Genomic DNA, 13,577 nt, shown 5'->3' on the forward strand with positions numbered 1-13,577 from the left:
TTTTATTCGTTATAATTATTGATTATTCTATGGTTTTCTCTAGCTTTTTTTCTACGTTTTTTCCAAGTTTTAGCAGAAAAGAAAACTATCAATGGCATTAATTCCAAACGACCAAGTAACATTGAAACAGATAAAATTATTTTTGTAAAATATGGAATCTGTGAAAAGTTACTCATAGGACCATAGTGGTTAAAAGCTGGTCCAGCATTACTGATTGATGTTACTGTTAAAGAAATAGCATCTTCAAAATCATTAATCTGGAATGTTATTAAGAACAAAATAATAACATATACAAATCCAAATAATAATAGATAGTTAGATAACGGAGTAGTGTCTTTTACTACCTTTCCATCTATCTTGAACATAGAGATTTTTCTTGGATTTAGTGCTTTACTTATACTTTGTTTAGCATTTTTAACAAAGAAAATTAGTCGTGGTATTTTAATTCCACCAGCAGTGCCGCCAGTACAACCACCAACAATCATAAGAATTAGTATTATCATTTTTGAAAATACAGGCCAGATATTAAAATCGTTGTAGGTAAACCCTGTAGTTGAGACAACTGATGAAACTGTGAAGAATACGTCTAGTAAGCTATGGTTTGGTGTGTCATAAGAACGATAGATATCTAAAAACATTATTATTGATAAAATAGAAATCATACCGAAGAACCAACGTAACTCTTCACTTTTTAATACTTTAAAAAATCTTTTGAATACAATAAAGTATATCAAGGTAAGATTCATAGAAAAAATTAGCATGAATATAGCTATTACTACGGTAATATATGTACTATTATAATATGCTATTCCTGCATTTTTCACAGCAAAGCCTCCAGTTCCTGCTGTAGAAAAGGCTAGATTTATACTATCAAACACTCCAATTCCACCTATCATTAGCAGGAAGAATAAAATAATTGTTAGAGCAATATAAATTCCGTATAGATAAATTGCTGTTTGTTTCATAGAAGATACTACTTTACCAAAATATGGTCCTGGAACTTCAGCTTTTGCTATATGAATAGTGTGAGGTGAACGTGGGAGAATTGCTAAAGCAAACACTATAACCCCCATACCGCCGATAAAATGTGTAAAACTACGCCAGAATAATAAACTTTTTTCTATAGATTCTACGTCTTGCAATATAGTTGATCCAGTTGTTGTAAAACCACTAACTGTCTCAAAGAAACTATCAATATAATGAGGTATTTCTCCAGATAAATAGAATGGAAGTGCCCCAAGAATAGAGAAGATAACCCATGTTAATGTAACAATTACATATCCTTCACGTTTATAAAAATCACGTTCTGTAACATCTCTTGTAAGAAAATGTATTATTAATGATAGAATAAAACAAATAAAAATTGTACTGAAAAATGAATTAGTAATTTTAATTGGTTCATGATAGATCACTGATACTATTGTTGGTAAAATTAATAAAGCAGCTAAGAGCATTATCATCTTACCAACAACGTGAAAGACCATTTTGAAGTTCATAGATTACCTCCTTACAAGTATGTCGTCGATATGTTCAATTTTATGACCATAATTTACTACGACAACATTATCATTTACCATTATTTCATCTTCACCGTTAGGGAAAATTTGTTTGTTATTACGAATTATAAAAGCTATAAGCATATTATCATTAATATCTAATTCCTTCAGTTTTGTTCCCAGTACTCTAGCATTTTCATTAGAAATTTTAAATTCAATAACCTCAGCTTTACTGTTAGCAATACGATAGTAGCTTTCTATATCGGTAGTTCGACTACATTGTAATGATTTAGTATACTTTTTAATAATATTACCAACAATTTCTTTTGGTGTTATATAAGAATATTGCCCGATATCTTCAGCAATCTGCTTAAGAGATGCACGGTTAACTTTAGCGACTGTCTTTTTAATTCCTAATTTATCAGCATATAGATTAATAATAATATTCTCTTCATCTAGTCCTGTTAAGGAAATACAACTATCAAATGTTTGTATACCTTCTTCAATTAGTGTATCACGATCACTTCCGTCTGCCCATATAACATCAATCTCAGGAAAAGTCTCACTTAATGCTATTGCCTTTTCTTTATCAATTTCGATTACTTTCGTGTAGAAAGATGCTTTTTGTAAAAATTCTACAAGATAATGAGCTACTTTTCCTGCTCCGATTATTAAAGAAGAGGTTACTTTTTTCTCAAGATTCTCTTTATTTCCTAGTAGTTTATAGAATTTTTTTAAATTTTTATTTGAAGCCGTAATATGAACTTTATCTCCAACTTCAAAAACATAATTTCCTCGAGGAACAAAAACAGTTCCTTTTCTCTCAACAAGACACACTAATGAAGGAAAATCAATATATTTTCTACTATCGATAAGTGAAACCCCGTTAAGTAAACTATCTTCATTGATAATAACTTCTAATATATTAAATTTATTATTAGAAAAACTCTCAACTTTTGTTGCAGTAGGATACTTCAACATATAGAAAATTTGTTTTGCAGCTTCATACTCTGGATTAACCATAAGGTCAATACCTAGAGATTTTTTTATAAATTCTTTTGTTTTTGAATATTCAGGGTTACGAATTCTCGCGATTGTGTATTTTGCCCCCATCTGTTTAGCTGCAATACATGAAATCATGTTTATTTCATCACTAGTTGTTACTGATATAAACATATCAGCATTTGCAGCATCAGCTTCAGCTAATATATCTGAATTTGCACCATTTCCAACTAATCCATTAATATCATACGTCTCAACTAGTTTTTCAACACGGCGTTCATTTGTGTCAATAATTGTTACTTCATCAAATGTGTTAGAAAAATCAGCGCAAAGAAGTTCACCGACTTTACCACCACCGACTATAATTACTTTCACGTTAATACTCCTTTTTTAAATGATATTCATATTATAACGCAAAATAAAATAAATTTCTATAAAGTATTTATTTATAATCAATTAATAACCTAATATTAATTGATTATAATTTTAAGATAATAATTAATGAGTAGTAGAATAAATAAAAGAATAATTTGTTGAAGTACTATAAATATTTAAACAAACTATATTAAAATAAGTCAGTATATGATATAATTAGTGTTGGGAAATAATCTTTTCATTTTAATCTTAATAGTTGATTTTTTTTAAAAAAGGAGGACACAAGGTGGCGAAAATATCTAAACAGGACATCGACTATATTTTTGATAATATTGATATAGTTAGTCTTGTTAGTGAATATGTAAAATTAGAAAAACGAGGACAAAACTACTTAGGATTATGTCCATTTCATAATGAAAAAACACCATCTTTCACTGTTTCTCCTGAGAAAAAAATAGCCCATTGTTTTGGATGTGGTAAAGGTGGTAATATATTTCAATTTGTATCACTAATAGAAAATATTACATACAATCAAGCAATCGCAAAGCTAGGAACGAGGTTAGGACTAGATTTAGAGTCAAATGATAATAAAGAAGCTAGTTACGATTTAAATAATGAAATTGATATAATGTACTATGGGCATAGACTTTTGGCAGATTATTATAATTATATTCTTTTAAATACAAAAGAAGCAGAAGATGCTCTTAAGTATTTATTAGAGAGGGGACTAAATGAAGATGTCATAAAACATTTTAATTTAGGATATGCTCCTCGTGATAATAATATAGCATTAAACTTTTTTTATTCTAATAATATAAATTTAGATTTAATGGTTGAAGCAGGATTGTTAGGGAAAAATGATTCTGGAGATTACTATGATGTCTTTAAAGATAGAGTAATGTTTCCTATAAAGAATGATCAAAATCAAGTTGTAGCATTTTCTGGAAGAACGATGTCTACAGATAAAAATGTTCCAAAATATTATAATACGCATGAGACTAAGATTTTTGAGAAAAGAAAAGTTTTATATAACTTTTCTGATGCACGATCATTTATAGCTAAAGAAAATGAAGTGATATTATGCGAAGGGTATATGGATGTTATTAAGGCTCATCAAAATGGAATGAAAAATACCGTTGCTTTGATGGGAACCAACATAGATAATAATAAATTAAAAGAACTTTTATCACTAGTAAAGAAAATTACATTGAGCTTAGATAATGATGAAGCAGGATCGAAAGCGCAGATTGAAATTGGTAATAGAATTATTCAAACTACCGATAATGTCTATAAGCTAAAATTTTCAGGGGCGAAAGATTTAGATGAATTTCTAACTGAAAAAAATTCTAAAAATATTGATTTTGATTCTGAGATTTATTTAAAAAATAATAAAGATCACTTTATTAATTATAAAATTGAATATTGTAAAAATGATTCTAGAACAAATATTGAACAACGCATTAAATATAAAAATGAGATACTTGTTAATATTGCTTATGTAGAAGACGAATCATTAAAATACATATTACTTACTAATTTGGCAGAGGAGTTCGGAATCGAACGACAAGTTCTTCTTAAAGAATTAGGTAAAGTAGATGTGAAAAGAAAGAAATCAGCAGGAGAATGGACAGCTCCAACTAATCCAACACTGTTATTTCGAACAACTAATTATGACAAAAAAATGTGTAAATTATTTAAATACTTTTTTGTCAATAGGGCGTTATTTATTGAAAAATATAGTGATTTAGAAAAATGTCAATTCCCTCAAGAAGTATTTATAAATTTAATGGATTACTTAGTAATTTATTATAATAATAATCTGGAATTCCATATTCATAGATTTATTCATAGTATTGAGGACGAGGAAGTGGTGAGACTTGCCACATATATAGATGAGACGGATTTTTTAATTGAAGAAAATCCAACGTCTGATATTGTTGGAGATTATATAAAATATTTTTCAAATAAACAAATAACATTAAAAGAACTAAAAGATAGACTCAGAGTTGCTATCCAAGAGATGGATGCTGAAGCTCAAAAAGAGTTACTATTAGAACTAAAAAATTATAAGAAATAGAGGAGAAGAACATGGCTAAGAAAGTAAAAGATTTTGAAACAATAAAAAAAGAATTGTTAGAAAAAGGTAAAAAGCAAGGTGAGTTAACTCAAGAAGAAATCGTAGATGCTTTATCAAAATTAGATATTTCTTCAGAAGCGATGGATGATTTCTATGAAGAATTAAATAATGAAGATATTATTTTAATCAATGCCAATCATGAAGAAGAAGAGGAAGAAGATTTAGACTTAGAAGATCTGTCTGTTCCAGCAGGAATTAGAACTAATGACCCTGTGAGAATGTACTTAAAAGAAATCGGGAAAGTACCGCTATTATCAAAAGAGAAAGAACTAGAACTTTCTAAACTTATTGAAACAGGAACAGAGGAAGAAAAAGAACAAGCTAAAAAGGATTTAGCTGAAGCTAACTTACGTCTTGTTGTAAGTATTGCTAAACGTTATGTTGGGCGTGGAATGTTATTCTTAGACTTAATCCAAGAAGGTAACATGGGATTAATTAAAGCGGTAGAAAAATTCGACTATTCTAAAGGATTCAAATTTTCAACATATGCAACTTGGTGGATTCGTCAAGCAATCACTCGTGCTATCGCAGACCAAGCTAGAACTATCCGTATTCCAGTTCATATGGTTGAAACTATTAACCGTTTAATTCGTATTCAAAGACAATTACTTCAAGATTTAGGGCGTGAACCAAAACCTGAAGAAATCGCTAAGAAAATGAATATGACTCCAGAAAAAGTTCGTGAGATCCTAAAAATAGCCCAAGAGCCAGTTTCATTAGAAACACCAATCGGTGAAGAGGATGATTCACATTTAGGAGACTTTATCGAAGATAAAGAAGCTCAATCTCCAGTAGAGCACGCTGCAAACGAACTTCTGAAAGAACAACTAGAAGAGATACTAGAAACACTTACTGATCGTGAAGAAAATGTTTTGAAATTACGTTTTGGTCTAAAAGATGGTAAGACTCATACTCTAGAAGAAGTAGGGAGTGCGTTTGGAGTAACTCGTGAACGTATTCGTCAAATTGAAGCAAAAGCTATAAGAAAATTAAAACACCCATCTAAGCTTAATAAACTAAAAGGCTTCATGGAATAATTTTAGAGGCTTAAATAGAATAGAGTTAAATGTAAAAAATCAAGGTTAAATATGGTACTGCACCCAAAAAGTTGGACAAAATATTAAGTTATTTTGGTTTAGTATTTTAAACTTTAAAGTCAGTAAATTTTATTACTTTTAGTGGCTTTCATTCCTTACAGTTATTTAAGATTTTTCGAACTATTTAGTCAAGGATTTTTTAAAAGGCGTAGCCCTTGTCCTTGACTAAATAGGAGGAAAATCTAAACTGTGAAGGGGAATGAAAGTTTCTTTTTATTTATATTAGTTTCTATTCATTCTTCTGTAAGTTACAGGACTTAATCCACCTAAGTTCAATTTTATTCTCTCTTCATTATAGTACTTTATATAATCTATAATGGCTTCTTTTAATTCATATTTATTCTTAAAAGTATCTTCAAATCCGTAATACATCTCAGATTTTAAAACGCCAAAGAAGGATTCCATAAATGCATTATCTGCCGATGTTCCCTTTCTAGACATTGATTGTGTAATTCCTTTTGCTTTAAGAATTTGTCTATATTCAATATGTTGATATTGCCAACCTTGATCACTATGTAATATCATACCATCGTATCTTTCATTTTGAAGTTGAGATAACATTTCATGTTGTTGTACCATATTAGGTGAAAATGAAACACTATACGCTATTATCTCTGCATTATATCCATCAATTATAGGTGCTAAATAAACTCTATCCTCTCCAATCTTGAATTGAGTTACATCTGTATAACATTTCTTTAATGGTTCTGAGGCGAAGAAATCTCTAGCTATTATATTATCTGCGATTTTTCCAATTTTTCCTTTATAAGAGTTGTATTTTCTAGTAGGTCTTACGAATGATAATACACCTAGTTTTCTTGTTAATCTTAAAACTTTTTTATGATTTACTACAAATCCCATATTTCTAAGTTCTAATGTTATTCTTCTATAACCGTATCTATATTTGTTTTTTTTCCTGAATTAATAGAATTGCTTCTTCTATATTTTTATTTTTGTTATCTTTGTCTTCTTTATTTTTTGTATAATAATATGATGAACGAGATAAGCCTAAAATCTTTAATAGTATATTTAATCTATGTGTTTCCTTTAATTCTTCTACTATTTTTGTTTTCTCTTCGTTTGAGATTGTTTTAACCTTATCTCCCTCAACTTTTTTAAGACTGCATTTTCCGCACGTAGGTACTCAAGTTCCTTCTCTAATTGTTCTACTTTTGATAATTCATTTTTTTCGATCTTTTTATTATTATTTTTCATTTTACTAGTTCTTCCTCTCGGTTTCTCTAGTATATTATACCCGTTTTCTTTAAATTTTGAAATCCAATTATGAAGTAAACCGGGATTTGGTAATGCGTACTTTAATGAAGTAGCTTTTATAGAGTTTCCTAATATTAAAACTTCATTGATTATATCTAATTTTAATTCTACTGGATAGTAAGTATTATTTCTTTTAATCAGTATTGTCTCACCATGTAAATCAGCTAATTTTACCATATACCTCACATTACTAGAATTAATCTTAAACTTTTTAGATAGTTCCATGTATGAGTATCCTTCTTTCTTAAGTCTATACATTTCTATCTTATTTTCATCTGTTAATTTCATAATAAATAGCCCTCCAAAATTTGTCCAAATTTTGGGGGCTATTACCTATTTTAACCTTGATTTTTTTAATAGTGTATAAATATCTCACCATGTTCATTTGTTGGTTTGAATAATGTCACTACGAAAGTAAAAACTGCTATAATTGATGGAATAAAAGTCCAACAAAATAGTAAGCACAGTAGTCCTTTAAAGTTTTTTCCGATGTAGAAATATTGAATTCCGAAATGACCTAAAAAGAAAGTGATTAATAAGAATACCACTTTGTTAACATATCTACCAGGGATATAGCCACGATTATTTCTAGGATCATAATAATATTTAGTCATTAGTAGACCTCCATATGGATTATTTAAGGATAATAATACCATAAAATATTCTAGTATTCAATAGAGAAGAGATAATGTTAAAAATATTCGAATGTAAGTTAATCTACTGTATTTTTTTAAAATCAATATAAATAAAAAGTACCTAGCGTTGAAAGTATGCTAGGCACTTTGAAAATTATCGTTTAGTTTTAAGGTTTTCTTTCCAATCTTGAAGACCGTTTTTTAGCATATAAACGTTTGTATAACCGTTCTTTTTAAGAGTTAAAGCAGCACGTGGAGCTAAAGTTCCGTTTTTATCGCAAAGATAAATAGGTTGATCTTTTCTTAAAGATGTATATAAGAAATTGAATTGAGAAGAAGGCATATTACGAGCACCGTTGATGTGAGCGTATTTGAAATCTTCTTTCTCTCTAACGTCGATTAATTGAACTTTTCTAAGATTTTTTCTAAATTCTTCATAAGGAAGTTTCGTTACAGCGCCTTTTAATCTGAAGTAATTAAATAGTCCTACTGCTCCTAAAACAACCACTAAAACTATTGTTGATAGTAAAAATGATGACATAATGAACTCCTTTTTATTATAATATCTGTAAGTGAATTATATCATAATTTGAAAATTTGTTCAACATTGATTATAATTAGTATGAATGCTAAAAATATAAAATTAATTAATTGGAGAAAAAATGATAACATCAGCAAGTAATAAAAGAATTAAAGATATTCAAAAATTAAAAGAGAATAAAAATATAAAAAAATACGGCAGATATTTAATAGAAGGTAAACACCTTGTAGAAGAAGCTTTAAATGCAAAAGTAGTAGAAGAAATAATTGTTTCAGAAAGATTTGATGACTACAATATAGTTGATTCTTTCACAGGTAATTTAATAAAAGTCACTGATAGTGTCATGAAGAATATATCTGATACGATAACTACGCAAGGAATTATAGCTGTATGTCGTATTGATAAAAAAGAATTAGATATTAACAATTATAGTAAAGTTCTAATCTTAGATAAGATTCAAGATCCAGGAAACTTAGGAACAATAATCAGAACAGCCGATGCCTTCAATTTTGACTGCATTATTCTTGGTAAAGGAACGACAAGTTTATATGGTCATAAAGTTATTCGAAGTACACAAGGTAGCAACTTTCACATAGATTGTTTTGATAATATAGATTTAGTTGAGTTAATTGATAAAATGAGTAATTTCAATATTTTCGCTACTAGTCTAAAAGCGGATAAATATATAGAACAATTAGATAATATTTCAGGAAAAGTTGCAGTTGTCTTTGGAAATGAAGGCGCGGGAGTTAGTGAAGAAATATTGTCAAAAGTAAATAATCTACTTAAAATCGCTATGCCTGGACGAGCAGAGAGTTTAAATGTCTCTATAGCCGCGGGTATTGTGATGCACTATATTTCTACTAATTTAAAATAATAAATTTACTATTTTTTATAAGTGTGGTATTATGGTAAATGTGAAAATAAAGAGAGAGGTGAAATCTAATGTTAAAAATTATAGCAGTAGATAAAAAAGGAGATATCCTTACTGATGTTAGTTTAGAAAGACTTAAAGAGCAAGACATAGCGTGGTATTGGGTTGATTTTGATACTCCTACACGTAGTGAAATTAACTTGCTAACAACTTTCTTCAAGTTCCACGAACTTTTAATTGAAGACTGTTTAACGCTTTTACAAAGACCAAAAATTGAAATTACAAGACAACAAATTTTCTTAGTATCTCATGTATTAAAAAATATAGATGATGACTACGAAACTCTAAATATGTTTGTTGGGAAAAATTATATTGTAACGTTCCACCTCTCACACATACGTTATGTAAATAAAATCGTTCCAAAAATATTACAACGTGGTGCAGAATATTCACCATTACATGTTATGCACATGCTTGTATCAGAAATAGTAGAGGGATATATTCCTATTATTTCAAAAATTGAAAATCGTCTTGATGAAATTGAGGAAACAGATTCATATACTTCTGGAAGTAAGATTATGGATGAGGTATTTGATCTTCGAAGTGATCTGTTAAAACTTCGTCGTGGGTTACTACCAATGCGTGAGCTTATTCATAGATTCTTAGTTTCACGTCGTGTAGAAATGACAGATAATGATAGAAAATATTTCCACGATATTTATGATGATCTTGTTCAACAAACTGAGATAATCGAAGCAAACCGTGAGTTAGCCAGTGATATCCGTGAGAACTTTATGACATATAACTCACTTAAATCTAACAATATCATGATGACACTTACCGTTATTTCTACTATTTTCTTACCATTAACCTTCATAGTAGGGTGGTACGGTATGAACTTTAAATATATGCCAGAATTAGAATGGCAATATGGCTATTATATTGTTGTTGCAATTATGTTAGGTATTACGTTCGGTATGTTGTGGTTCTTCAAGAAAAAAGGATGGCTTGATATGTTTAAATAACATTATCAAGTAGGTTGAAATAATGAATGTTTTTAAATTAATGATCTTATTTTTTATGATATTACTTGCGAATTTTTCAATGATACGAATAGATTTTGGAAAATTTTTCAAGAAAAATAGTACAAGAGAAATTAAGGTATTTGTGATTTTAGTTTCTTTTGCACTAGGATATCTTGGATATATAACAATTATTAAAATTTATGAATTATCGTTAAATTTTTTAAAATGATTTAGTTGAATTGTTTAAATGATTTAACAGAAAGGAAATTGTATGGATAAAGAATTAGAAAAAAATAAAAAAGAAACAAGAATTGAAAAGTCACGTGAAGATAAGCTATTAGCTTTTATCGGAGGGAAATTCATAATCTATATACTATTAATAGTTATTTTATTAGGTATAGCTATTTATCTTTATACAGAAATATCATATATTTTTACACCGATAAATACGATAGTTTCGAGCATAATTACACCAATAATAGTCGCATATGTATTTTATTACATGTTGAATCCATTGGTGAACTTATTCGAGAAGAGAATGTCTAGGTTTATTGCTAGTTTGCTTGCTATATTCGTTGGTATAATTACTATACTTATTGTAATTGTAGGAGTAGTTCCTATTATTGTGGAACAAACACAGAATTTAATAACTGCATTGCCAAGATATATTGAGGTAGTGAAAGGATATTTGGAGACATATTCTGATAATGCATACGTGCAAGTAGTTGTGGAATATGTCAATAATAACCTTAATGTTTCTAAAATTAGTGAAAAACTAGTTAGCGTAGCTACATCTATTGCACAAGGGGTAGTATCATCTATTTCTTCTACTGCATCAGTTTTAGTTACCATGCCATTTGTGTTATTCTTCTTATTAAAAGATGCATCTCACTTTAACAAGTTTGTAATCAGTCTACTACCAAAAAAATTGGAACAACCTGTTGCTGAAACAATTGATGAAATTGATGATAAAGTAGGATCTTATATCCAAGGACAGATGTTAGTTTCTTTATGTATAGGAGTAATGTTATTTATAGGTTATAACATTATAGGATTACATTATGCATTTTCATTAGCTACTATAGCTGCATTTTTAAGTATCGTACCTTACCTTGGGCCAGTTATTGCAATAACACCAGCTATGTTAGTTGCAGCTTCAACAAGTTGGATAATGGTACTTAAAATGCTAGTGGTATGGGGAATCGTGCAGTTCTTAGAAGGAAATATAATTTCTCCTAATATAATGGGAAGAAGTATGAATATGCATCCTCTTACAGTAATTTTTGTTATTCTTATCGGAGTGAATATAGCAGGAGTTGTTGGCGCAATTTTAGGAATTCCTGTTTATTCTATTCTGAAAGTATTAGTAGGAAAATTATTACTTTCAATAAGAGATAGATATAATAAATTCTATGGATAAAATTAAAGCTTTAGAGTATTTTACTCTAGGGCTTTTTTTGTGATTATTATATGTGGAAATTTATTGATTTTTGTCGGAGAACCAAAAAAGCCTTAATGAAAATTAGAATTTTAAACTTTTGTAAGTGTTTTTTGTCTTATTACTTTATAAATTACCTCTTACATGCTATAATATTATAGTTAAATATAAGTAAGTTGAGGTTTGAGAATATGAGTATGATGAAAAAATTCAATAATCTTTTTGTTGGAGAAGAGGATTTTGAAGAAGAAGTAGTAGAAAACAATGAAGTGAGACAAGAACAACCTAAGCCAAGACCGGTGAAAAAGGAGAATCCAGTGGTAAGTAAACAAAATGTGCAAAGTCAATCTGCAGGAAGAACTAATAATGTTATACTAACTGAACCATTAGTTTTTGCTGATAGTAAAGATATCGTAGATGATATTAAACGAAATAAAGTAGTAATTATCAACTTAAGTAAGTTGGATATTGAGACTTCTGATAGACTTTTAGATTTTATTTCTGGAGGGATCTATGCATTAGGTGCTAGACTAAAAACTATTGGTGAAGATATTTATTTATGTGTTCCTAATGGTGTTGAAGTTTCAGGAGACTTTTACGAAGGAGAGTATTAATATTGTTAAATATAACAGAGTATTTTTGGGTATATAAGTTCGTAAAATATTTATTTAATTTTTATGAATACAGCATGTTAGCATATATTTTAACTTCATGGTTTCCTCAAATTAAAAATAATTTTATTGTAGAATTTTTAGAGGCGATTTGTGAACCATATCTAAAAATCTTTAGAAAAATCATTCCACCTTTCGGAATGTTGGATATATCACCAATAGCAGCTCTTATAGTACTTAGTGTTATAGAAAATCTAATCATAATGCTATTATTTAAGTTATCTTAATGCTATGAAGAAGATAAATTTTTTACAACAAGGGTCTGCTGAACAAAGAGAAGTAGCAGAAAAATTACTACAAAGTATTAGTTTTGTAGAAAATCGAAACACTGTTACAAAATTCCTAACGAACTTTGAACAAATTGTTCTTAGCCAAATAGTGGCGTATAACTATAGTGACTTTAAAGTTGAATTTTTTGGTGGTTTTGATGACGCTGAAAGAAAAAAAGCTAAGATCATTTCTAATGAATATTATGAAATAGATTATGATATTGTCTGTTTAAAAGCAAAGTTTAATAATAAATTTAATAAAATAGAACATAGAAATATTTTAGGTGCGATTTACAATCTTGGAATAAATTTTAATAGATTTGGGGATATAATTGTTTTAGAAAATGAGGTCTATATTTTTGTCGATGAAGAAATTGCGGATGTTATCTCAATGGAATTTACAAAAGCAGGAAGAGTAAACCTGAATTTTGAAAGAGTTGATCTTTCGGATGTGACTATCGAAAAAAAATATGAAGACTTTGAAATAGTTAGTTCATCTTTCAGAATCGATTCAATAGTAGCGAAGATTACTAATAAATCTCGTAGTAAGGTAAAAGAATTTTTGGAACAAGATTTCATTAAATTAAACCATGTTATCTTAAGAAATGGTGAGAAAACATGTACTACGGATGATATAATTTCTATTAGAAAGTATGGACGATTTGTAGTAAAAGATTATAGGCAAAATAAAAAAAGTTTAAAATATAGAATAACAATTTCAAAATTAGTTTAAAAATAGCTA

The 13,577-nt window shown here is 28.7% G+C and carries 13 protein-coding genes and 1 pseudogene; 9 read left to right on the forward strand and 5 right to left on the reverse strand.

Annotated elements, in window-relative coordinates; translation table 11 throughout:
* Nucleotides 1-2 precede the first annotated feature (2 nt).
* Both O3801_RS04460 and trkA read right to left on the reverse strand, forming a co-directional pair.
* Nucleotides 3-1,496: a TrkH family potassium uptake protein gene (locus tag O3801_RS04460; RefSeq protein WP_371454193.1), complete on the reverse strand. Its 1,494-nt coding sequence runs from the start codon at nucleotides 1,494-1,496 to the stop codon at nucleotides 3-5.
* A gap of 3 nt (nucleotides 1,497-1,499) precedes the next feature.
* Complete coding sequence (gene trkA / locus O3801_RS04465; RefSeq protein ID WP_371454194.1) at nucleotides 1,500-2,873, reverse strand: Trk system potassium transporter TrkA; 1,374 nt, start codon at nucleotides 2,871-2,873, stop codon at nucleotides 1,500-1,502.
* A gap of 286 nt (nucleotides 2,874-3,159) precedes the next feature.
* Between trkA and dnaG the strand changes: the two genes are divergently transcribed.
* Both dnaG and rpoD read left to right on the forward strand, forming a co-directional pair.
* Entirely contained in the window at nucleotides 3,160-4,950 is a 1,791-nt protein-coding gene (dnaG, locus tag O3801_RS04470; RefSeq protein WP_371454195.1) for a DNA primase, read from the forward strand.
* Between the two features lie 11 nt (nucleotides 4,951-4,961).
* Nucleotides 4,962-6,047, forward strand: a complete 1,086-nt coding sequence (rpoD, locus tag O3801_RS04475) for an RNA polymerase sigma factor RpoD (protein ID WP_371454196.1) — start codon at nucleotides 4,962-4,964, stop codon at nucleotides 6,045-6,047.
* A gap of 282 nt (nucleotides 6,048-6,329) precedes the next feature.
* On the opposite strand, the pseudogene O3801_RS04480 reads toward rpoD, so the two are convergent.
* The 3 genes and pseudogenes from O3801_RS04480 to O3801_RS04490 form a co-directional block, all read right to left on the reverse strand.
* A pseudogene (locus O3801_RS04480) lies at nucleotides 6,330-7,670 on the reverse strand (IS3 family transposase).
* Between the two features lie 65 nt (nucleotides 7,671-7,735).
* Nucleotides 7,736-7,996, reverse strand: coding sequence for a TM2 domain-containing protein (locus O3801_RS04485; RefSeq protein ID WP_371454197.1), 261 nt, complete (start codon nucleotides 7,994-7,996; stop codon nucleotides 7,736-7,738).
* Between the two features lie 175 nt (nucleotides 7,997-8,171).
* Entirely contained in the window at nucleotides 8,172-8,558 is a 387-nt protein-coding gene (locus O3801_RS04490; protein WP_294683053.1) for a rhodanese-like domain-containing protein, read from the reverse strand.
* 121 nt (nucleotides 8,559-8,679) lie between these two features.
* Between O3801_RS04490 and O3801_RS04495 the strand changes: the two genes are divergently transcribed.
* The 7 genes from O3801_RS04495 (at nucleotide 8,680) to O3801_RS04525 (ending at nucleotide 13,568) form a co-directional block, all read left to right on the forward strand.
* Complete coding sequence (locus O3801_RS04495) at nucleotides 8,680-9,435, forward strand: TrmH family RNA methyltransferase (RefSeq protein ID WP_371454198.1); 756 nt, start codon at nucleotides 8,680-8,682, stop codon at nucleotides 9,433-9,435.
* A gap of 68 nt (nucleotides 9,436-9,503) precedes the next feature.
* Nucleotides 9,504-10,457, forward strand: a complete 954-nt coding sequence (gene corA / locus O3801_RS04500; protein ID WP_371452609.1) for a magnesium/cobalt transporter CorA — start codon at nucleotides 9,504-9,506, stop codon at nucleotides 10,455-10,457.
* 55 nt (nucleotides 10,458-10,512) lie between these two features.
* Complete coding sequence (locus O3801_RS04505) at nucleotides 10,513-10,686, forward strand: DUF1146 family protein (RefSeq protein WP_371452629.1); 174 nt, start codon at nucleotides 10,513-10,515, stop codon at nucleotides 10,684-10,686.
* 42 nt (nucleotides 10,687-10,728) lie between these two features.
* Nucleotides 10,729-11,877 (forward strand): AI-2E family transporter, encoded by a 1,149-nt coding sequence (locus O3801_RS04510; protein ID WP_371452610.1) that lies wholly within the window; start codon nucleotides 10,729-10,731, stop codon nucleotides 11,875-11,877.
* 209 nt (nucleotides 11,878-12,086) lie between these two features.
* Nucleotides 12,087-12,509 carry a cell division protein SepF gene (locus O3801_RS04515; protein ID WP_371454199.1) on the forward strand — a complete coding sequence of 141 codons (423 nt, stop codon included), beginning with the start codon at nucleotides 12,087-12,089 and terminating at the stop codon, nucleotides 12,507-12,509.
* A 2-nt stretch (nucleotides 12,510-12,511) separates the two neighbouring features.
* Nucleotides 12,512-12,793: a YggT family protein gene (locus O3801_RS04520; protein WP_371454200.1), complete on the forward strand. Its 282-nt coding sequence runs from the start codon at nucleotides 12,512-12,514 to the stop codon at nucleotides 12,791-12,793.
* Between the two features lie 4 nt (nucleotides 12,794-12,797).
* On the forward strand, nucleotides 12,798-13,568 hold the full coding sequence (locus O3801_RS04525; protein WP_371454201.1) for a YlmH family RNA-binding protein: 771 nt from the start codon (nucleotides 12,798-12,800) through the stop codon (nucleotides 13,566-13,568).
* Nucleotides 13,569-13,577: the final 9 nt, after the last annotated feature.

The sequence above is a fragment of the Gemella sp. 27098_8_149 genome (assembly GCF_041433745.1).
Lineage (GTDB): Bacteria > Bacillota > Bacilli > Staphylococcales > Gemellaceae > Gemella.

What these genes read in the sequence shown, in the direction of transcription:
- O3801_RS04460 (WP_371454193.1), bottom strand. Translation starts at nt 1,496, where the DNA reads ATGAACTTCAAAATGGTCTTTCACGTTGTTGGTAAGATGATAATGCTC.
- rpoD (WP_371454196.1), top strand. Translation starts at nt 4,962, where the DNA reads ATGGCTAAGAAAGTAAAAGATTTTGAAACAATAAAAAAAGAATTGTTA.
- O3801_RS04485 (WP_371454197.1), bottom strand. Translation starts at nt 7,996, where the DNA reads ATGACTAAATATTATTATGATCCTAGAAATAATCGTGGCTATATCCCT.
- O3801_RS04490 (WP_294683053.1), bottom strand. Translation starts at nt 8,558, where the DNA reads ATGTCATCATTTTTACTATCAACAATAGTTTTAGTGGTTGTTTTAGGA.
- O3801_RS04495 (WP_371454198.1), top strand. Translation starts at nt 8,680, where the DNA reads ATGATAACATCAGCAAGTAATAAAAGAATTAAAGATATTCAAAAATTA.
- corA (WP_371452609.1), top strand. Translation starts at nt 9,504, where the DNA reads ATGTTAAAAATTATAGCAGTAGATAAAAAAGGAGATATCCTTACTGAT.
- O3801_RS04505 (WP_371452629.1), top strand. Translation starts at nt 10,513, where the DNA reads ATGATATTACTTGCGAATTTTTCAATGATACGAATAGATTTTGGAAAA.
- O3801_RS04510 (WP_371452610.1), top strand. Translation starts at nt 10,729, where the DNA reads ATGGATAAAGAATTAGAAAAAAATAAAAAAGAAACAAGAATTGAAAAG.
- O3801_RS04515 (WP_371454199.1), top strand. Translation starts at nt 12,087, where the DNA reads ATGAGTATGATGAAAAAATTCAATAATCTTTTTGTTGGAGAAGAGGAT.
- O3801_RS04525 (WP_371454201.1), top strand. Translation starts at nt 12,798, where the DNA reads ATGAAGAAGATAAATTTTTTACAACAAGGGTCTGCTGAACAAAGAGAA.